Annotated in this window: 19 protein-coding genes; 9 read left to right on the top strand and 10 right to left on the bottom strand. The window is 49.2% G+C overall.

Features of this window, described 5'->3' with window-relative positions; genetic code table 11:
* Positions 1-93: 93 nt before the first annotated feature.
* The 4 genes from hcxB to QUF14_RS04725 all read right to left on the bottom strand — a co-directional run bounded on the left by hcxB (position 94) and on the right by QUF14_RS04725 (position 6756).
* Positions 94-1179, bottom strand: a complete 1086-nt coding sequence (gene hcxB, locus QUF14_RS04740; protein ID WP_000443527.1) for a hydroxycarboxylate dehydrogenase HcXB — start codon at positions 1177-1179, stop codon at positions 94-96.
* A gap of 140 nt (positions 1180-1319) precedes the next feature.
* Positions 1320-2282 (bottom strand): DNA-binding protein YbiB, encoded by a 963-nt coding sequence (gene ybiB, locus QUF14_RS04735; protein ID WP_000386558.1) that lies wholly within the window; start codon positions 2280-2282, stop codon positions 1320-1322.
* 27 nt (positions 2283-2309) lie between these two features.
* Positions 2310-4460 (bottom strand): ATP-dependent DNA helicase DinG, encoded by a 2151-nt coding sequence (gene dinG, locus QUF14_RS04730; RefSeq protein WP_100734011.1) that lies wholly within the window; start codon positions 4458-4460, stop codon positions 2310-2312.
* Positions 4461-4743: 283 nt separating this feature from the next.
* Positions 4744-6756 carry a hypothetical protein gene (locus QUF14_RS04725; protein WP_000340609.1) on the bottom strand — a complete coding sequence of 671 codons (2013 nt, stop codon included), beginning with the start codon at positions 6754-6756 and terminating at the stop codon, positions 4744-4746.
* A gap of 209 nt (positions 6757-6965) precedes the next feature.
* On the opposite strand from QUF14_RS04725, the gene QUF14_RS04720 reads away from it, so the two are divergent.
* Positions 6966-7259: a hypothetical protein gene (locus QUF14_RS04720; RefSeq protein WP_286333429.1), complete on the top strand. Its 294-nt coding sequence runs from the start codon at positions 6966-6968 to the stop codon at positions 7257-7259.
* Positions 7260-7364: 105 nt separating this feature from the next.
* On the opposite strand, the gene rhlE is transcribed toward QUF14_RS04720, so the two are convergent.
* Positions 7365-8726: an ATP-dependent RNA helicase RhlE gene (rhlE, locus tag QUF14_RS04715; RefSeq protein ID WP_000007114.1), complete on the bottom strand. Its 1362-nt coding sequence runs from the start codon at positions 8724-8726 to the stop codon at positions 7365-7367.
* Between the two features lie 228 nt (positions 8727-8954).
* Here rhlE and cecR point away from each other — a divergent pair, with 228 nt between their 5' ends.
* Genes cecR through QUF14_RS04690 form a run of 5 tightly spaced genes read left to right on the top strand, consistent with a single transcriptional unit; the run spans position 8955 to position 14596 of the window.
* A complete protein-coding gene (cecR, locus tag QUF14_RS04710; RefSeq protein WP_024212224.1) occupies positions 8955-9626 on the top strand; it encodes a DNA-binding transcriptional regulator CecR in 672 nt (223 codons plus the stop codon).
* A 2-nt stretch (positions 9627-9628) separates the two neighbouring features.
* Entirely contained in the window at positions 9629-10624 is a 996-nt protein-coding gene (hlyD, locus tag QUF14_RS04705) for a secretion protein HlyD (RefSeq protein WP_001296990.1), read from the top strand.
* The gene (locus QUF14_RS04700) at positions 10617-12353 is read left to right on the top strand and encodes an ATP-binding cassette domain-containing protein (protein WP_000996110.1); all 1737 of its coding nucleotides are present in this window, start codon (positions 10617-10619) and stop codon (positions 12351-12353) included. Before hlyD ends, QUF14_RS04700 begins: the two co-directional genes overlap by 8 nt.
* Complete coding sequence (locus tag QUF14_RS04695; RefSeq protein WP_000070131.1) at positions 12346-13479, top strand: ABC transporter permease; 1134 nt, start codon at positions 12346-12348, stop codon at positions 13477-13479. Before QUF14_RS04700 ends, QUF14_RS04695 begins: the two co-directional genes overlap by 8 nt.
* 10 nt (positions 13480-13489) lie before the next feature.
* Positions 13490-14596 carry an ABC transporter permease gene (locus QUF14_RS04690; RefSeq protein WP_000469031.1) on the top strand — a complete coding sequence of 369 codons (1107 nt, stop codon included), beginning with the start codon at positions 13490-13492 and terminating at the stop codon, positions 14594-14596.
* On the opposite strand, the gene QUF14_RS04685 is transcribed toward QUF14_RS04690, so the two are convergent.
* Positions 14558-14968, bottom strand: coding sequence for a YbhQ family protein (locus tag QUF14_RS04685; RefSeq protein WP_000871982.1), 411 nt, complete (start codon positions 14966-14968; stop codon positions 14558-14560). The genes QUF14_RS04690 and QUF14_RS04685 overlap by 39 nt on opposite strands.
* Before the next feature lie 132 nt (positions 14969-15100).
* On the opposite strand from QUF14_RS04685, the gene QUF14_RS04680 reads away from it, so the two are divergent.
* The 3 genes from QUF14_RS04680 to QUF14_RS04670 are packed head-to-tail and all read left to right on the top strand — an operon-like array spanning position 15101 to position 18056.
* Positions 15101-15862 (top strand): endonuclease/exonuclease/phosphatase family protein, encoded by a 762-nt coding sequence (locus tag QUF14_RS04680; RefSeq protein ID WP_001145119.1) that lies wholly within the window; start codon positions 15101-15103, stop codon positions 15860-15862.
* Positions 15859-17100, top strand: coding sequence for a cardiolipin synthase ClsB (clsB, locus tag QUF14_RS04675; protein ID WP_000650354.1), 1242 nt, complete (start codon positions 15859-15861; stop codon positions 17098-17100). The genes QUF14_RS04680 and clsB overlap by 4 nt, the downstream gene beginning before the upstream one ends.
* Positions 17100-18056 (top strand): lysylphosphatidylglycerol synthase domain-containing protein, encoded by a 957-nt coding sequence (locus QUF14_RS04670; protein WP_000047109.1) that lies wholly within the window; start codon positions 17100-17102, stop codon positions 18054-18056. The genes clsB and QUF14_RS04670 overlap by 1 nt, the downstream gene beginning before the upstream one ends.
* Before the next feature lie 189 nt (positions 18057-18245).
* On the opposite strand, the gene QUF14_RS04665 is transcribed toward QUF14_RS04670, so the two are convergent.
* The 4 genes from QUF14_RS04665 to QUF14_RS04650 all read right to left on the bottom strand — a co-directional run bounded on the left by QUF14_RS04665 (position 18246) and on the right by QUF14_RS04650 (position 20343).
* Positions 18246-18824, bottom strand: coding sequence for an SUKH-4 family immunity protein (locus QUF14_RS04665; RefSeq protein ID WP_248844387.1), 579 nt, complete (start codon positions 18822-18824; stop codon positions 18246-18248).
* A gap of 62 nt (positions 18825-18886) precedes the next feature.
* Positions 18887-19345 carry a hypothetical protein gene (locus QUF14_RS04660; RefSeq protein ID WP_286333422.1) on the bottom strand — a complete coding sequence of 153 codons (459 nt, stop codon included), beginning with the start codon at positions 19343-19345 and terminating at the stop codon, positions 18887-18889.
* A 104-nt stretch (positions 19346-19449) separates the two neighbouring features.
* A complete protein-coding gene (locus tag QUF14_RS04655; RefSeq protein ID WP_000060505.1) occupies positions 19450-19809 on the bottom strand; it encodes a DUF3969 family protein in 360 nt (119 codons plus the stop codon).
* A gap of 51 nt (positions 19810-19860) precedes the next feature.
* Positions 19861-20343 (bottom strand): hypothetical protein, encoded by a 483-nt coding sequence (locus QUF14_RS04650; RefSeq protein WP_286333419.1) that lies wholly within the window; start codon positions 20341-20343, stop codon positions 19861-19863.
* Between the last annotated feature and the right edge of the window lie 28 nt (positions 20344-20371).

The following is a 20371-nucleotide window of genomic DNA, read 5'->3' as shown; positions in this document are numbered from 1 at the left end:
TCCCTGTCTGTTTGCCGACAGACGCATATGCTCTAACCCTCATTGATCCTATGTTACCCTTGTTTGCCCGTCCGTCACTGGACGGGCTTTTTTTTAGCTGGCTAACTGCTGACAGAAAGCCTGCAACACCTCTTCCGGCATACCAATCTGCCGTGCCGCATCACAAATGGCCTGCCAGCTTCCCGCATCCAATGGAATCCCCTGCTCCTGCCGTTCGCGACGCGTGTTAACTTCCCACTCGCCCGGTAGCAAAATCGGCTTATCGTCATCATGCGGCGAGGCTTTCACCCACTCGGCAAAGGCTTCGGTCTGCGCGCTACAATCCGGCGCGCCGAACAGTTCTGGGTTGATGATGATGGTGGTCATGCAGTTAAGAATGGCATCGGGACTGGTTTGTAACGTTTCCTGATGCGTCGTTTTACCGCCGGAAAGCGCCCCACCAAGAATTTCACACATCGCTGCAAGGGCGTAGCCTTTATGTTCGGCAAAGGTCAACAGCGAACCCAACGGCGACTCCTGCATTACCGCCGGATTGGTCGTCGGCATGCCGTTAACGTCAATCAGGCAACCTGGCGGCACGGGGACGCCTTTATGCCAGGCGACGCGGGTTTTGCCAAATGCGATGGCGCTGGTGGCGTAATCAAGCAACAGCGGGAAATTATCTTTACGTGGGAAAACCACACAGAACGGATTGGTGCCAAAGCGGCTGTCGCGACCGTGGAACGGCGCGACCATTGGAATACCGACCACGCTAACAAAGTGGATAGAGACAAACCCCGCCGCTGCACACTGCTCCGCCCAGTAACCGATACGGCCGATATGATGCGAGTTATGTAGCGCCACGGCAGCAATACCGTGCTGATGCGCTTTCTCAATCCCCAGCGCCATCGCTTCGTGTGCCGCGACCTGACCAAATGCGCGATCGCCATCAAGCGTAACCACCGCGCCCGCTTCTTTAACGATTTTGGCATGGTGGTTAATTTGCAGATGCCCCTGACTCCAGGAACGCACATAGCTTGGGATCATGCCAATACCATGTGAATCATGCCCTGCCAGGTTTGCCGCGATTAAATGATCGGCGACTAATTTCGCTTCTTGTTCCTCGCTACCCATCTGACGAAATACAGCCTGAATAAAACTGTGCAACGTCTGAGCATCAAAGCGATGACCACTTTCCATGGTTAACTCCTGTTTATGTTATGTGTTTGTTGTTTTTTTATGCTGCACGCCGGGCGCGGGAAGGTCAATAAAGATGCAGGAATTTCATATTGCGGTGGGGTAAAAGCCGGATGACGTGGCTCATCCGACTGAGATGAAAATTAAAATGCCTGATTAACACGCGCCAGGCCGTCGCTGATGGTTGCCGCTTCACCCGTAGCCACCAGGCAGCAAGCCATCTGGATTTTCAGCGATTCGGGAATCGGCTCGCTGCCAGCCAGACAACGCTCAATCCACTGCGCCGTGGTTTCCGGGTCTTTTGCTTGTGGCAGTCGCTCGCTGCCAGCAGAGTCCTGTTTTTCATACAGCACCCGCATCCCTTCGCGGTCAATGAGATTGATCTGCGGGCAGCGCTGCGGATTAGCATACACTTCACCTTCAGTACCGTGCATTAGTAGCGCTCGCCCGCCGATATCGCTAAAGAACTTCGCGACGCGTCCAATGTATTCCGGATGCGAAACACTAGAAAGACGCAGCGCCTCACCTTCGGCAAATGGTGTTGCCAGTTTCGCCAGGGTATGCGCACTGTTACGCACGCCCATCCGCCAGCGCATCGCCAGTTGTTTTTCCAGCGGCGGGCAAAACGCGCCGACTGGCATAAACACCGGTTGATGTTCGTCGAGCTTCGCCTGCGCCTGCCCGCCGTGCAACGTTGGCGTAATACCCATCAGTTCGAAAATGGTTTCTGTCAGCACGCGAGTTGGATCTTCGCTAACCCCGTGAACCACCACAGGAAAACCGAGTTTGTGCAGCAGAATCGCCAACAACGGCGTCAGGTTGGCCTGTTTACGCGCGCCGTTGTAACTAGGGATGACTATCGGCATCGGCTTGCTAACAGGCGGCGTCAGTTTGATGGTGTGATTTTGCATGGCTTCGTAAAAGCCGAGCATCTCTGCTTCCCCTTCCCCTTTGATACGCAGCGCAATCAATACGCCGCCCAACTCAAGGTCAGGGACTTCACCATTGAGCATATGGGCATACAGACCGCGCGCAGTATCCCGGTCTAAATCGCGCGCGTGGTTTTTCCCGCGCCCGATCTCTTTAATGATTTTGCGATAGTCCATTTACGACTCCTTACCTGACTCACATCATTAACGCCGCCGACGGCGTGGGGATTTCGTTTTTTCTTTCTTTTTAACTATACCTTCAGGGACTTCCGGTTGCTCTATCGGAAATACCGGTAATGCATCCAGTAGTCGCTTGCCATAATTTTTGGTCAGCAAGCGTTTGTCGTAAATCACCACTTCGCCCCAGCAACCGTGGCTTCGAATCAGTCGCCCAACCTGCTGAATCAGGTTAAACGAGGCGCTCGGCAGGCTTTGTACTTCAAACGGATAGCGGTTGAGGCTTTTCAGCCATTCACCTTCGGTGATCACTACTGGGCTGTCGATGGGCGGAAAAGCGATTTTGTGGATATGCACCTGGCTTAACAGATCACCTTTCAAATCAAGCCCTTCGGCAAATGACTGTAACCCCACCAGCACGCTGCGCTCACCGTTGGCAACGCGTTTGCGGTGCAGTTCAACTAAACGGTAACGCGGCTGATCGCCCTGCACCAGCAGCATCAGACGTAAATCCGTCACATAGTCGAGAAACCGCTGCATCGCCCGTCCGCTGGCAAACAGTACCAACATACCGAGATGTTTTTTGCTCTCCACCTGCTTACGGAAAAAGGCCGCCATCTCGGCAATGTGCTGCTCTTCGTTGTCGATGGAAGGCTCAAAGCGCATCCGGGGAATAACAATTTTGCCCTGTTCGCAGTGGTTAAAGGGCGAATCCAGCGCCACAAATCGGTCACCCGCTTTCTCTTTCAGCCCACTCATCTCCTGCAAACGCGAAAAACTGTTCAGCGAACGCAAGGTTGCGGAGGTAACAATAATGTGCGGAATACTGCGCCACAACAGCCTTTCCAGCTGATCGCTGACACGTATTCCCACGCAGTGAAACCAAAGGTGTAACTGCCCGTCGCGCTCTTCCCGCGTCGCCCATTTAGTGACGGGTGCACCGGAAGATTGCGCCAGAGAAGCCAGCCGCCAGAGTTTGCTTTGCGCCTCGAACATCCCCAACGCGCGGTTCATCTGCAAAATCAACCGATGCAGGCGTACAATGTCATGGCTGCCGGTTTTCTCACTTAAATCGTTGAGAAATAACTCCGCCAGACCACGCAGCATCTCGGTGAGTTTTGCCAGCCGCTGGCAGATCTCCAGCACTTCATCAGGCAGTTCGCCCATCGCAAAACGGTGCTCTGCCTCCTGCCCGGCAGGCATGTAGAGATTGAGAATGTTGTTTAACGAGGCGATAAGCTCATACAGCTCTTCACAATGCGCATTCAAACGTTCAGGGATTGCCAGCGGTGGGATGGTCTTCGGGCGAAACTGCTCCATGCAGGTGGCGACCAGTTTGGTGAACAGGTCCAGTTGGAGCCGGTACCACGGCGCGGTAATTTCGGCGCTCATCTCCAGCGCATCCCGCGCCACATCCGGCAGGTGATGACCTTCGTCCAGCACCAGCAGTAAATTTTTCGGGTCAGGCAATACGGCTTCGCTTTCCATCGCCGCCATCACCAGCGCATGGTTTGCCACCACCACTTCCGCTTCCTGAATTTCCCGACGAGCGACAAAAAACGGGCATTCGCGATAGTAGTAACAGTTGCGGTTGAGACAGCTGGCTTTGTCGGTACTCAAACGACGCCAGAGATCGTCATCTATAGCGATATCAGTATGATCGCGCAGACCATCCCATTTATAAGTGTCGAGATCGCCCTTCAACTTCGCACAACGTTTTTGCTCTTCCTGATTGTTCGGCGTCAGTTCGTCGTCAAGAAACGCCAGCAGATCCTGTTGCGTGGGTTCAGTGCTGGCGAGCGCCGTCAGATTACGCGGGCAAACGTAGCGCCCACGCCCGAAAGCGGCGGTAAATTTAAGATCGGGAATGATCTTTTTCAGCAACGGTAAATCTTTGCTGTAGATCTGATCCTGCAAGGCCACGTTAGCGGTACTCACCACCAGCGTTTTTTGCTCTTCGCGAGCAATGGCTATGCCGGGGATTAAATAGGAGAGCGTTTTCCCAACGCCGGTGGGTGCTTCAATCGCCAGATGCCGCCCTTCTTCTCCGGCCAGCGTTTTGGCGACGTCCGCAATCATCTGCCGCTGCGGCGCACGGGGAATAAAGTCGGGGATCTGTTCCTGAAGCGCCTTATACCAGGCGGCAATTTGCGCTTTAAGCGCGGCGGTTAATGCCATGAGAAAACCTGAAATACTGTATAAACAGCCAATATTGTGGCATTTTTCGGTTTTCAGCGGTAATGGTTTTTCTGTTTCTGGAAAGCGGCTCGCAAACACGCCCTCTCGCAATATATTTGATTGAAAGTTCGACGGCACGGTGAGCGCCAGTCTTCAGGGCAGAAAACAGCAAGTGATACCTCATTTCGTGGTTACACTTGCCGCCGTCATCGCTTCGCAGGAACCGGTATTGTCCGCCCTGGCCTGAGCCAGGGCCATCAATGCCATTATCCTGTTGGGATCTTTACAGCCATGCGTCTGGCGTCCACTCGGATAAAACTTTAGAAAAACGATATTGTGCGTAGCGGACCATATCACGATATAACGAACTTATACGCAGCTGGTTGGCCTCTTCATTAGACAGATTATTGAAATCAAGCAATACCGCTTTGTATGTATTAAAAGTTTGACTGCTTATCATATTTTCATCTAAAGAGTGAGCTTTAGCCAATAAAGCAAATGCATAACGTTTTAAAATTTTTGACGCATCAGGAATACCGTAAAAGACATTACTGTGAGAAATATTTGCAAATACGGCAGACAGACAGAAAAATATTTTAGACTTATCACTTTCACTGGCCTCTTTGAGATCCAGCATCGTTAATAGATTAGTGTAATGTTTTTCTTTCAAAGTATGCTGTTGCCATTGGTCTGAATCGGTCATCAAAGAGGAAAATAATGATTTAAATTCTGTCGGTTGATTATCCGATTCTGGCACAAAGTCTGTTTTTCGCATTATTGCTGACATAAATACATCACGAATATAACCTTTCAATCCAAGAGCATTGAGAATCAATTGGTGTTTCTTATTTTTCTGCGCATATTCCCATCCTTTTGCAAATAAAGGAAATGCACGCGTACAAATCGTTTCTGGATCATCTCTGACAACTTCATGGGTATCCTGCAAAGATGGATAAATAGAGTAACTATTCCAGATAGTCTTTTTCTGAACATTTGGCTCGAGCATTGAGATTAACGCCTGGTGCGATAAACGCATTACTCGCCCGGAGTTATCGGATGATAACAGGATATAACATTTATTATCTTTATCTAACAATCCTTGCAGCTGATTGAAATTCAACTTTATTTCTTCAGTAACGAATTGTTTTATTTCAGGTAATACCTGATAATTGTGATAAAGGTCAAATGCTAAGTTTTTCTCTTCCACACTTCCGTTTTCAAAAAGCAAATCAATAAATTGAATAAATCTATAATTTTCAGAAACCATCAACTCTGGTCTCTTTAAAAAGAGAGCATGGAAAAAGTTAATTATTTCCGTATCGTTACTCAGATTTTTATTTCTGAAGTAGCACAGATACGTATCCAATGCGCGCATAACAAGTTCATGATCGCTATTAAGTGGGGATTTTAATAGTTTTGCTATTATGGACGATGGGAATGCTACCATGTCCCGCAGCGTGAAGAGTTCCATTCCATCAGTTAATTGCGTTAGCAAATCTTTTACTGTTTTTATGTTATCAGTATTATCATTGAAAGATTCGTCTGCCAGAGACTCTAGTTTTTCTATCATCCCCCCGACTACAAATATATCTTTTTCGCTCTCCACGTCATGATTAGACATATCATCGACGATATCTTTAACTTTACTATCACTTTCATATAGTTTTTCTCTCACAATATTATTAGCGTTTACTGCAGAAGTCGCATCATAATAGGATGGCGGAATAATAACAGAGAATTCGTTAGTGAATATAGAATGATATGCAAGATTATCATCATTCAATTTCTCACCAACGTTAAGCGAATTAATATCCCTCAGAATATGCGTCTCAATCTGACTGTCAAAAAGACTTTTAGAAAAACCACTACCTTCAGTCAGTTCAATTTTCATCCTGAGTATTTTATTTTTGAGGTCAGAAAATGTATTTACATAAGGAATAAAAACATCTGATGAATTAGAGTTATTTTTCTTTCCATTAATATTATCTATTCTGACGGTGATCCCTTTCTCATCACGATGAATTGCATTATTCATATTTATAGAGATCACATTTTCATGTCTGGATTGCCCGGTTTTAATCGTCATATTGATATCATTTGCGCTGATCTCCGAAATCTCACTGACGAATTTTTTAAAAGCATTATAGCGCTGGTGGCCTGCATTAAATTTGCCAAATGAGATATAATATGCGAAATGTTCAAGGAAACCATGTAATTCCAGTAAATTAACCGGGTCAGAACCATGCACCATATTTAATAACATCGTCGCATAACCATTGCATTTTGAACAATCCATACACCGCTCCTTTGCACATGAATGATCTGCGGATCATAAGCCTGGCAAAATAGGGAATCTTACAGAAATCGCTCATTTTTAACTTTTCGTACTGCAAACTCAGGATCAACCGGGTTATGAAAGTCTGCTGCTGTACGGATCTAAACAGGCTGGCAATCAATCTTTCTATCAATAAGCAGAAATGAGCGATTTTTGATAGTTTATTGGAAATGCTAAAGATATACGGTAATGAAACGACTGCACACTTTATTTTGCTTAGGGTGATAGTCGGATACACTATAGACAATGAAAATAATAAAATCAGGGACAGAATCAAGCTAATACTAAATCACATATCTCATAATAATTTTCCAGATGATGAACAAACACTTTATGCAATAGCATGTTTATTCCAGACTTTCCCAGAATTTGTTTATGAATATCAACCAATGTTATTAACAATAAGTGAAATTGCAAGAAGAAATAATTTCATTGCCATTTTAAATACACTAGATAGATCATAAAGCAAATTTATTAAAAACAATAAAATCAGACATGACATGCATGTCTGACCGTGTTACCTGAATAAAGGGCAAAAGCCTGTGATACTCTTTTGCCCTTACATGTTATTACTGCGCAGCGGCAGGTTTACGCGGACGGCGACGGCGTTGTTGCTCGCCTGCCGGTTTGGCATCGCCGAGACGACGAGATGGTTTTTCTGCAGGTTTCGCGCTTGCAGATTTTGCGCCACTTTCCGCACGGCGTGGTTGCTGTTGACCGCGACCACCGCCTTGTCCACGACCGCCGCCACGTTGCTGGCGACCGTTCTGTATCGGTTCGGCTTTGATTGACGGGTCCGGCTCATAACCCGGAATCGCAATGCGTGGAATCTCTTTTTTCAGCAGTTTTTCGATATCACGCAGAAGTTTGTGTTCATCAACACACACCAGCGACAACGCTTCACCGGTAGCTGCCGCGCGACCGGTACGCCCGATACGGTGGACATAATCTTCCGGTACGTTTGGCAGTTCATAGTTGACGACGTGCGGCAACTCTTCGATATCCAGACCGCGCGCAGCGATGTCAGTTGCCACCAGTACACGAATATCGCCCGATTTAAAATCGGCCAGCGCACGAGTACGCGCACCTTGCGATTTATTACCGTGGATCGCCGCACTACGGATGCCATCTTTATTAAGCTGTTCAGCCAGATGGTTAGCGCCATGTTTGGTACGGGTAAACACCAGCACCTGCTGCCAGTTCCCTTTCCCAATCATGTGCGACAGCAATTCGCGTTTGCGTTTCTTATCGACAAAGTGAACATGCTGGGTCACCTGATCAGACGCGGTATTGCGGCGTGCCACTTCGATTTCCAGCGGGTTGTGCAACAGTTTTTCCGCCAGAGCTTTAATATCGTCTGAGAAAGTGGCGGAGAACAACAGGTTCTGGCGCTTCGCTGGCAGTTTTGTTAACACGCGACGGATATCGTGGATAAAGCCCATGTCGAGCATGCGGTCAGCTTCATCGAGGACGAGGATTTCAACCTGATCCAGCTTCACCGCATTCTGATGTTCCAGGTCCAGCAGACGTCCCGGCGTTGCCACCAGCACATCAACGCCGCCACGCAGTTTCATCATCTGCGGGTTAATGCTCACACCGCCAAATACGACCAGCGAACGAATGTTCAGGTATTTGCTGTAATCACGGACGTTTTCGCCAATCTGTGCAGCCAGTTCACGGGTTGGGGTAAGAATGAGCGCACGGACCGGACGACGCCCTTTGGCGTGCGGCTGGCGGGTAATCAAATGTTGCAACAGGGGCAGCGTAAAGCCTGCCGTTTTGCCGGTGCCAGTCTGGGCACTGGCCATCAGGTCGCGGCCTTCCAGCACCGCTGGGATCGCCTGCTGCTGAATAGGGGTGGGTTCACGGTAACCCTGCTCGGCAACGGCGCGCAGGATATCAGGGCTTAAACCCAAAGAATCGAAAGACATAACTACTCCGAACCGCCCCGACCGTTACCGGTGTAGTTTTCAGGGAGATACTGAAAAGGAAAATGACAAAAACCACAATGTCATGAGGGAGCGGAGTGTAGCAGTTTTTGTGACGCAGCGCATAAATTATCCCTGTGACTGGCGTTGCTAAAATTCCTGGTCATACTGGACAACTCCCATATGGAGTCATAATCTTAATCAATCATTTGATTAAGAATGGACTGTGCGATGAATAATCCTGCCATGACAATCAAGGGTGAACAGGCGAAAAAACAGCTGATTGCTGCCGCACTGGCGCAGTTTGGTGAATATGGAATGAACGCCACCACCCGCGAGATAGCCGCCCAGGCCGGGCAGAATATCGCTGCCATCACCTACTACTTCGGTTCGAAAGAAGATTTGTATCTCGCCTGCGCCCAGTGGATTGCCGATTTTATTGGCGAGCAGTTCCGTCCGCACGCTGAAGAAGCCGAACGTTTGTTCGCGCAACCACAGCCTGATCGCGCAGCTATTCGTGAACTGATCCTTCGTGCCTGCAGGAACATGATTAAGCTGCTCATCCAGGATGACACCGTCAACCTCAGCAAGTTTATCTCCCGTGAGCAACTCTCTCCTACGGCAGCCTACCACCTGGTGCATGAACAGGTGATTAGCCCGCTACACAGCCACCTTACACGCCTGATTGCCGCCTGGACCGGCTGCGACGCCAACGACACCCGCATGATCCTTCATACCCATGCGTTGATTGGTGAGATTCTGGCGTTTCGTCTTGGCAAAGAAACTATTTTGTTACGTACCGGCTGGACCGCGTTCGATGAAGAAAAGACCGAACTGATCAACCAGACGGTGACCTGTCATATCGACCTGATTTTGCAAGGATTATCGCAAAGGAGTTTGTAGTGATGAAAAAACCTGTCGTGATCGGACTGGCGGTAGTGGTACTTGCCGCCGTGGTTGCCGGAGGCTACTGGTGGTATCAAAGTCGCCAGGATAACGGCCTGACGTTATATGGCAACGTGGATATTCGCACCGTGAATCTTAGCTTCCGTGTTGGGGGGCGCGTTGAGTCGCTGGCCGTGGACGAAGGTGATGCGATTAAAGCGGGCCAGGTGCTGGGTGAACTGGATCATAAGCCGTATGAAATTGCCCTGATGCAGGCAAAAGCGGGTGTTTCGGTGGCACAGGCGCAGTATGACCTGATGCTTGCCGGGTATCGCGATGAAGAAATCGCTCAGGCCGCCGCAGCCGTAAAACAGGCGCAGGCCGCATATGACTATGCGCAGAACTTCTACAACCGCCAGCAAGGGTTGTGGAAAAGTCGCACTATTTCGGCAAACGACCTGGAAAATGCCCGCTCCTCGCGCGACCAGGCGCAGGCAACGCTGAAATCAGCACAGGATAAATTGCGTCAGTATCGCTCCGGTAATCGTGAACAGGACATCGCCCAGGCGAAAGCCAGCCTCGAACAGGCACAGGCGCAACTGGCGCAGGCGGAGCTGAATTTACAGGACTCAACATTGATAGCACCGTCTGATGGCACGCTGTTAACCCGCGCGGTAGAGCCTGGCACGGTGCTCAATGAAGGTGGCACAGTCTTTACCGTCTCACTGACACGTCCGGTGTGGGTACGTGCTTATGTTGATGAACGTAATCTCGACCAGGCCCAGCCGGGGCGCAAAGTGCTGCTTTATACCGACGGTCGCCCGGACAAACCGTATCACGGGCAGATTGGTTTCGTTTCGCCTACCGCTGAATTTACCCCGAAAACTGTCGAAACGCCGGATCTGCGTACCGACCTCGTCTATCGCCTGCGTATTGTGGTGACCGACGCCGATGATGCCTTACGCCAGGGAATGCCAGTGACGGTGCAATTCGGTAACGAGGCAGGACATGAATGATGCCGTTATTACGCTGAACGGTCTGGAAAAACGCTTTCCGGGCATGGACAAGCCCGCCGTCGCGCCACTCGACTGTACCATTCATGCTGGTTATGTAACGGGGCTGGTGGGGCCGGATGGCGCAGGTAAAACCACACTGATGCGCATGCTGGCGGGATTACTGAAACCCGATAGCGGCAGCGCCACGGTGATTGGCTTTGATCCGATCAAAAACGACGGCGCGCTGCACGCCGTTCTCGGCTATATGCCGCAGAAATTCGGCCTGTATGAAGATCTCACGGTGATGGAGAACCTCAATCTGTACGCGGATTTGCGCAGCGTCACCGGTGAAGCGCGGAAGCAGACTTTTGCTCGCCTGCTGGAGTTTACATCTCTTGGCCCGTTTACCGGACGTCTGGCGGGCAAGCTCTCCGGTGGGATGAAACAAAAACTCGGCCTGGCCTGTACCCTGGTGGGCGAACCGAAAGTGTTGCTGCTCGATGAACCCGGCGTCGGCGTTGACCCTATCTCACGGCGCGAACTGTGGCAGATGGTGCATGAGCTGGCGGGCGAAGGGATGTTAATCCTCTGGAGTACCTCGTATCTCGACGAAGCCGAACAGTGCCGTGACGTGTTGCTGATGAACGAAGGCGAGTTGCTGTATCAGGGAGAACCGACGGCCCTGACACAAACCATGGCCGGACGTAGCTTTCTGATGACCAGCCCGCACGAGGGCAACCGCAAATTGTTGCAACGCGCCTTGAAACTGCCACAGGTGAGCGACGGCATGATTCAGGGGAAATCGGTACGTCTGATCCTCAAAAAAGAGGCCACACCAGACGATATTCGCCATGCCGACGGAATGCCGGAAATCAATATCAACGAAACTACGCCGCGTTTTGAAGATGCGTTTATTGATTTGCTGGGCGGAGCTGGAACCTCGGAATCACCGCTGGGCGCAATATTGCATACGGTGGAAGGTACACCTGGCGAGACGGTGATCGAAGCGAAAGAGCTGACCAAAAAGTTTGGCGATTTTGCCGCCACCGATCACGTCAACTTTGCCGTCAAACGCGGTGAAATCTTTGGTTTGCTCGGGCCAAACGGCGCAGGGAAATCGACCACCTTTAAGATGATGTGCGGCTTGTTGGTACCGACCTCTGGCCAGGCGCTGGTGCTGGGGATGGATCTGAAAGAGAGTTCCGGTAAAGCACGCCAGCATCTCGGCTATATGGCGCAAAAGTTTTCGCTCTATGGCAACCTGACGGTCGAACAGAATTTACGCTTTTTTTCTGGTGTGTATGGCTTACGCGGGCGGGCGCAGAACGAAAAAATCGCCCGTATGAGCGAGGCGTTCGGCCTGAAAAGTATCGCTTCCCACGCGACCGATGAACTGCCCTTAGGTTTTAAACAGCGTCTGGCGCTGGCCTGTTCGCTGATGCATGAACCGGACATTCTGTTTCTCGATGAACCGACTTCCGGCGTTGATCCCCTCACCCGCCGTGAATTTTGGTTGCATATCAACAGCATGGTAGAGAAAGGCGTCACGGTAATGGTCACCACCCACTTTATGGATGAAGCAGAATATTGTGACCGCATCGGCCTGGTGTATCGTGGGAAATTAATCGCCAGCGGCACGCCAGATGATTTGAAAGCGCAGTCGGCCAACGACGAGCAACCCGATCCCACAATGGAGCAGGCCTTTATTCAGTTGATCCACGACTGGGATAAGGAGCATGGCAATGAGTAATCCGATCCTGTCCTGGCGTCGCGTGCGGGCGCTGTGCGTCAAAGAGACACGGCAGATCGTTCGCGATCCGAGTAGCTGGCTGATTGCAGTGGTGATCCCACTGTTGCTGCTGTTTATATTTGGCTACGGCATTAACCTCGACTCCAGCAAGCTGCGGGTTGGGATTTTGCTGGAACAGCGTAGCGAAGCGGCGCTGGATTTCACCCATACCATGACCGGTTCGCCCTACATCGACGCCACCATCAGCGATAACCGTCAGGAATTAATCGCCAAAATGCAGGCGGGAAAAATTCGTGGCCTGGTGGTGATTCCGGTGGATTTCGCCGAACAGATGGAGCGCGCCAACGCTACCGCGCCGATTCAGGTAATCACCGACGGCAGTGAGCCGAATACCGCTAACTTTGTGCAAGGTTATGTCGAAGGGATCTGGCAAATCTGGCAAATGCAGCGGGCAGAGGACAACGGGCAGACTTTTGAACCACTTATCGACGTCCAGACTCGCTACTGGTTTAACCCGGCGGCGATTAGCCAGCACTTTATTATCCCCGGCGCGGTAACCATCATCATGACGGTTATCGGCGCGATTCTCACCTCGCTGGTGGTGGCGCGAGAATGGGAACGCGGCACCATGGAGGCGTTACTCTCTACGGAGATAACCCGCACGGAACTGTTGCTGTGTAAGCTGATCCCTTATTACTTCCTTGGGATGCTGGCGATGTTGCTGTGTATGCTGGTGTCAGTGTTTATTCTCGGCGTGCCGTATCGCGGGTCGCTGCTGATTCTGTTTTTTATCTCCAGCCTGTTTTTGCTCAGTACTCTGGGAATGGGGCTGCTGATTTCCACAATTACCCGCAACCAGTTCAACGCCGCACAAGTTGCCCTGAACGCCGCTTTTCTGCCGTCAATTATGCTTTCCGGCTTTATTTTTCAGATAGACAGTATGCCCGCGGTGATCCGCGCGGTGACGTACATTATTCCCGCACGTTATTTCGTCAGCACCCTGCAAAGCCTGTTCCTCGCCGGGAATATTCCGGTGGTGCTGGTGGTGAACGTGCTGTTTTTGATCGCTTCGGCGGTGATGTTTATCGGCCTGACGTGGCTGAAAACCAAACGTCGGCTGGATTAGGGAGAAGAGCATGTTTCATCGCTTATGGACGTTAATCCGCAAAGAGTTGCAGTCGTTGCTGCGTGAACCGCAAACCCGCGCGATTCTGATTTTACCCGTGCTGATTCAGGTGATTCTGTTCCCGTTCGCCGCCACGCTGGAAGTGACTAACGCCACCATCGCCATCTACGATGAAGATAACGGCGAGCATTCGGTGGAGCTGACCCAACGTTTTGCCCGCGCCAGCGCCTTTACCCATGTGCTGCTACTGAAAAGCCCGCAGGAGATCCGCCCAACCATCGATACGCAAAAGGCGTTATTGTTGGTGCGTTTCCCGGCTGATTTCTCACGCAAATTGGATACCTTCCAGACCGCGCCATTGCAGTTGATCCTCGACGGACGCAACTCCAACAGTGCGCAAATTGCCGCCAACTACCTGCAACAGATCGTCAAAAATTATCAGCAGGAGCTGCTGGAAGGAAAACCGAAACCCAACAACAGCGAGCTGGTGGTACGCAACTGGTATAACCCGAATCTCGACTACAAATGGTTTGTGGTGCCGTCGCTGATCGCCATGATCACCACTATCGGCGTAATGATCGTCACGTCACTTTCCGTCGCCCGCGAACGTGAACAGGGTACGCTCGATCAGTTACTGGTTTCTCCCCTCACCACCTGGCAGATATTCATCGGCAAAGCCGTACCGGCATTAATTGTCGCCACCTTCCAGGCCACCATTGTGCTGGCGATTGGTATCTGGGCGTATCAAATCCCCTTCGCCGGATCGCTGGCGCTGTTCTACTTTACGATGGTGATTTACGGTTTATCGCTGGTGGGATTCGGTCTGTTGATTTCGTCACTCTGTTCAACGCAACAGCAGGCGTTTATCGGCGTGTTTGTCTTTATGATGCCCGCCATTCTCCTTTCCGGTTACGTTTCGCCAGTGGAGAACATGCCAGTGTGGCTGCAAAACCTGACGTGGATTAACCCTATCCGCCACTTTACGGACATTACCAAGCAGATTTATTTGAAGGATGCGAGTCTGGATATTGTGTGGAATAGTTTGTGGCCGCTACTGGTGATAACGGCCACGACAGGGTCAGCGGCGTACGCGATGTTTAGACGTAAGGTGATGTAACTTCTTATCTTTCGCCAGTAAAGACACTACTGCCGGGCCAGCAAGGATCGCCAGCCCTGCAATCGCCAGCAAAAAGTTGTTTTCCAGTACGCGGGACAACAGCCACAGCACAATCAGCGCTGCGCCAAAATACCAGGTCGTAGTCAGCTCTTCCAGCACGTCTGCCACCTCACGCCAGCGTTGCTCGGGGTGGCGCTGAAACACCAGCATCATCACTACCGTGACACAATACAGTGCGCATAATCCCACGCCGACGTGAACCAGAGTCTTACTCATCCAGCCCACCACCAGCAGCGCCACTACCAGTAAATGCAACATAATCTGCCAGCAACTTAGACCCGTTGCGACACGAACACGTTGTTGCCACTTCATGGCTTCTCTCCTGAAGAATTTATCTCTACTTACTCAGAGTACCGAACTTTACGGAAAATTCCGTAAGACCGCACCTTTTTGTGACGCCGACTACACTATTTCAATGAGATAAGAGGCAAAGACAGGAAAATTATGCCCGTTCAAACACAACAATTTTCGTTCAAGGTGCTCACCATCAATATTCACAAAGGCTTTACCGCGTTTAACCGACGCTTCATTTTGCCGGAACTTCGCGACGCCGTGCGTACCGTCAGTGCCGATATTGTTTGCCTGCAAGAAGTGATGGGTGCGCACGAAGTTCATCCGCTGCATGTGGAAAACTGGCCCGATACCTCGCACTACGAATTTCTCGCCGACACTATGTGGAGCGATTTTGCCTACGGTCGCAATGCGGTGTACCCGGAAGGGCATCATGGAAACGCCGTACTGTCACGCTATCCCATTGAACATTATGAGAATCGTGATGTTTCGATCGATGGTGCGGAAAAGCGCGGCGTGCTCTACTGCCGTATTGTGCCGCCGATGACCGGGAAAGCGATTCATGTGATGTGCGTACATCTGGGCCTGCGTGAAGCGCACCGTCAGGCGCAGCTTGCGATGCTCGCTGAATGGGTGAATGAGCTGCCGGACGGCGAACCGGTATTAGTGGCGGGTGATTTCAACGACTGGCGGCAAAAAGCCAATCATCCGTTAAAAGTGCAGGCCGGGCTGGATGAGATATTTACCCGCGCCCACGGACGCCCGGCGCGTACGTTTCCGGTGCAATTTCCTCTACTACGACTGGACAGGATCTACATCAAAAATGCCAGCGCCAGCGCGCCAACCGCGTTGCCGCTGCGGACATGGCGACACCTTTCTGATCATGCCCCTTTAAGTGCGGAGATTCATTTATGAAATGTAGCTGGCGCGAAGGCAATAAAATCCAGTTGCTGGAAAACGGCGAGCAATATTATCCCGCGGTGTTTAAAGCAATTGGCGAGGCGCAAGAACGCATCATTCTTGAAACGTTTATCTGGTTTGAGGATGACGTCGGCAAACAGCTGCATGCGGCGCTACTGTCAGCAGCGCAACGCGGGGTAAAAGCGGAAGTCTTGCTGGATGGCTACGGTTCACCGGATCTCAGCGATGAGTTTGTCAATGAACTGACTGCGGCTGGCGTGGTATTTCGTTATTACGATCCCCGCCCTCGCCTGTTCGGTATGCGTACTAATGTATTCCGCCGGATGCATCGCAAAATTGTGGTGGTCGATGCACGTATCGCCTTTATTGGTGGACTGAATTACTCCGCCGAGCATATGTCCAGCTACGGTCCAGAGGCTAAACAGGATTACGCAGTGCGCCTTGAAGGGCCGATTGTCGAAGATATTCTCCAGTTTGAACTGGAAAACCTGCCAGGACACAGCGCAGCACGACGCTGGTGGCGACGTCATCACAAAGCGGAAGAAAACCGCCAGCCGGGAGAAGCGCAGGTATTATTAGTTTGGCGCGATAACGAAGAACATCGCGATGATATCGAACGCCACTATCTGAAAATGCTCACTCAGGCGCGGCGGGAAGTGATTATCGCCAACGCCTACTTCTTTCCTGGCTATCGATTTTTGCACGCCTTACGTAAAGCGGCACGGCGCGGGGTGCGGATCAAACTGATCATTCAGGGCGAACCGGATATGCCGATTGTCAGAGTCGGTGCGCGCTTGCTGTATAACTATCTGGTTAAAGGTGGCGTTCAGGTTTTTGAGTACCGCCGCCGCCCGCTCCACGGTAAAGTGGCATTGATGGACGATCACTGGGCGACGGTAGGGTCCAGTAATCTCGATCCGCTCAGTTTGTCGCTAAATCTCGAAGCAAACGTCATCATTCACGATCGTAATTTTAACCAGACGCTACGCGATAATCTGAACGGCATCATCGCCGCCGACTGTCAACAAGTGGATGAATCCATGCTGCCGAAACGCACCTGGTGGAACCTGACCAAAAGCGTGCTGGCATTCCATTTTTTGCGCCACTTCCCGGCGCTGGTGGGCTGGCTTCCGGCGCACACGCCGCGTCTGGCGCAAGTTGATCCCCCCGCACAACCGACAATGGAAACTCAGGATCGGATAGAAACTGAAAATACGGGGGTGAAACCCTGATGAGTAAATCACGCCCGCGCTGGCGCTTAGCAAAGAAGATCCTCACCTGGCTATTTTTTATCGCAGTGATTGTGTTGCTGGTGATCTACGCCAAAAAGGTAGACTGGGAAGAGGTCTGGAAGGTCATCCGCGATTACAATCGCGTTGCGTTGCTCAGTGCGATTGGGCTGGTGGTCGTCAGCTATCTGATATATGGCTGCTATGATCTGCTCGCCCGCTTCTACTGCGGTCATAAACTGGCAAAACGCCAGGTCATGCTGGTGTCGTTTATCTGTTACGCCTTCAACCTGACGCTCAGTACCTGGGTCGGCGGCATTGGTATGCGCTATCGTTTGTACTCCCGGCTAGGGTTACCGGGCAGCACTATTACGCGGATTTTCTCGCTCAGTATTACCACCAACTGGCTGGGCTATATTTTGCTGGCCGGGATTATCTTTACCGCAGGCGTGGTGGAGCTGCCGGACCACTGGTATGTCGATCAAACCACGCTGCGCATTCTCGGCATTGGCTTACTGATGATTATCGCGGTTTATTTGTGGTTTTGCGCTTTCGCGAAGCACCGCCATATGACCATCAAAGGGCAAAAGCTGGTGCTGCCTTCATGGAAATTCGCCCTCGCCCAGATGCTGATTTCCAGCGTTAACTGGATGGTAATGGGAGCGATTATCTGGCTGTTACTTGGTCAAAGCGTAAACTATTTCTTTGTACTGGGCGTATTACTGGTAAGCAGTATTGCCGGGGTAATTGTGCATATTCCGGCGGGAATTGGTGTACTGGAAGCGGTGTTTATCGCGCTACTGGCTGGGGAGCATACCTCCAAAGGCACAATTATCGCCGCCCTGCTCGCTTACCGTGTGCTGTATTACTTTATCCCGCTGCTGCTGGCGCTGATCTGTTACCTGTTGCTGGAAAGCCAGGCGAAGAAGCTACGAGCGAAAAATGAAGCGGCGATGTGAAGAGCCTCTCATTTAATCATTTTTGTTCAACTTGCTCTTGTGAATCAGATTGTTGACAAAGTGCGCGTTGTTTATGCCGGATGCGGCGTAAACGCCTTATCCGACCTACAAAAGCCTGCAAATTCAATATATTGCATGGACCATGTAGGCCTGATAAGCATAGCGCATCAGGCAATTTTACCTTTGTCATCAGTCTCGAATGGATTCACTTTTGCCTTGATGAGGAACTTTTTCCATTTCACTATAAAATTTGATTTGGGCATCATTTAAAGGAAAAAAGCCATCGCGAAGCTCGTAGCATCTTAAGCCCCAGAAGGCATCATCTTTCATAGCCTCGCTATCACATTGGGTAAATATAGCATCCATTGCATCGGATAAAATTTCATCATCTGTTAACAATTGTATTTTCATCAATTCTGATTGTTTAAAAACCGCCTGCATAAAAATATTATTGAATATAACAAAATCATTTATCCCAGAATTGCAATACATCATCGTAAAATTTGCGCATTCGTCTATATCATACAAGTAATAAACTTTCTTATTTTTTACGCTAACAATAAAATAACCATCTAAATCATGACCAAATACAATGTACTCATCGGAGTCGAATACATATAATTCATCACAATAAAACGTCACCTCTTGATTTTCATAGGGAATAAGAAGCGGCAATTTTATTTTTATTTCCTTAATTAAATTGGATGAAGATGAGTTTATTTTTTTAAAAACCTTATCAGGCTGTAAATTAATTAGTTTTGTTAACACAAGTCATCCTTTTATCGTAATTGGCAACTCACAACATTTCATTAAACTACTTCACCATAATATCATTTTATTTTCAATCCAGGAGAAAATAAATAATTTAGATACATTTCATTCGAATTGGACAAACCCGGATAAATATCGCAACCAGGCTTACTCAATAAAAAATCCTTATCCAAAATCTTAAAGTCATGACGAATCAATACATTAAGTAAGTCTGCAATCTCTGCACCTATATTCATCGAGCTTGTTATAACGTCATCCTTGAATATTATAAAAGCATATTGCCCAACAAGAGATATATAGATAAAGGCAATGCCTTTTTGCAAAACAACTTCTAATGAAAGACAGACATCATAATTTAACTCAGTGTTATCTCTAATATCAAATCGTGAACTAAACGCAGAAATTATCTCTTTATATTTGGATGAATTGTATCCTTCCATCACAAATGCAAAATTGGGGTTCGCCATATCAAGATAAGATGTCTTAATTGCCTGATTACACTCATTTTTAATGTCCATAACCATCTACAACATTCATCCTTATAATAAGACTTTCAAGTCTATAAAAACCATATATCCTTGCACAAGCTTATTAGCTATTCATATTTGCATATCTCATAAACCTATTTATCCGTAAATTTAAAAGAGACTTTATTTTCCCTTTCATCACTTAAGGGATAATCATCTCTTTTTGTATAGATAAAATCGTTTGTTTGGAGAATTAGTTCTTGTATGACAGTCTCGTGCCTTTCAGGGAGGAGCGATTCGATATCCTCAAGCTCACAACCATGATAAATTATATCTATTAATTCTTTATCACAACCTTTCCTCCGTAGAGTACGGGCAAAAAAAGGACAGAAAACAAGCAATTCAGATTCATCTATGGTTACTGCTCCCCTTTCCAGCGAGTGTAAAGCCCCTAAAAGCAGAATAGCCATAAATTTATCTACATATTTATTTTCTATTGTGCAAACTAATGACATAAAAACCTCCCTTGCTTAATATTATAAATATTTTTAAATATATGTGGCATTTCATTTCCTTTTTGCATCAATTTTCTTTAGAAATAACACCGCCATATACGATAGCATGAATGATAAAATCATTAAAATAACTCTCAATGGATGCGAACCGCCCCACGAAAACAATAAATATAATGTTGCAATACAAGATAGTGTGTGCGTGTACTTATTTGCTATAAATGGCGTCAGGAATACCACGGGAAGGAGAACAAAAAGCATATAAAAGCGGATAAATCCCAAACCAACTCCGTGACTTGACGGCCTGAAATATGACGTATATATCTCGCGACCGAGGTCATGTGCCATCACCATAATCATAACACCTGTAATCGCAATAATTATCTTTATTACATTCATCATTTGATTTCTACAATATGCGTCCATTACCTGCACCGTGAATGCCTGGGCCAGACAAGCACAAGAGCGTTCATGGCAGGAAACCGAAACAAGCGAATAAAATCGCAATAGTGTTTTATCCCGCCAGCTACCAGCCACCCAATGAGGGGCCGATTTTTTCCGGGCA

Origin of the sequence: Escherichia sp. HH091_1A (assembly GCF_030295175.1) — a bacterium.
In the GTDB taxonomy this organism is placed as follows: Bacteria; Pseudomonadota; Gammaproteobacteria; order Enterobacterales; family Enterobacteriaceae; genus Escherichia; species Escherichia coli_F.
The sequence above is the reverse complement of the archived record's forward strand: the minus strand, read 5'-3'. Positions and strand labels throughout refer to the sequence as shown.